General features: G+C 33.6%; 1 protein-coding gene. It reads right to left on the reverse strand.

Annotated features, from left to right (window positions below; all coding sequences use genetic code 11):
* Positions 1-160 precede the first annotated feature (160 nt).
* Positions 161-351: DUF1573 domain-containing protein (locus tag H4O21_RS28585; RefSeq protein ID WP_182812618.1), on the reverse strand; the 191-nt coding region annotated here is incomplete at its 5' end.

Consider the following 351-nt stretch of genomic DNA (forward strand, 5'->3'; position numbering starts at 1 on the left):
CTTTTATAACTTGAAGATGTTAGTCCTGTTTTATCAATTTTGCCCAATAAAAAAGGCGATTCCCCTTCTATTGAGATTTCTTTGTTTACTTCCTGTGCGTGCAACGAAACGCCAACTGCACAACTAATAATCAATAAAATAATATATTTCATAACATAAATTATTTAACAGCTACAGTATTTTTAGAAATCACATTGCCTTTAATCCTTAGACGCTTTTGGGGCTCGCTGGCATTTGAAATGATAGTGATGGACTTTGAAAATTTCCCAATTCTGTTGGTAGCATATTTTATGTTAATCATTGAAGATTCACCAGGAAGAATTGCGGCTTTTGAATAGTAGGGTACTGTAC

This window comes from Oceanospirillum sediminis (assembly GCF_014164585.1).
Classification (GTDB): domain Bacteria; phylum Pseudomonadota; class Gammaproteobacteria; order Pseudomonadales; family Halomonadaceae; genus Oceanospirillum; species Oceanospirillum sediminis.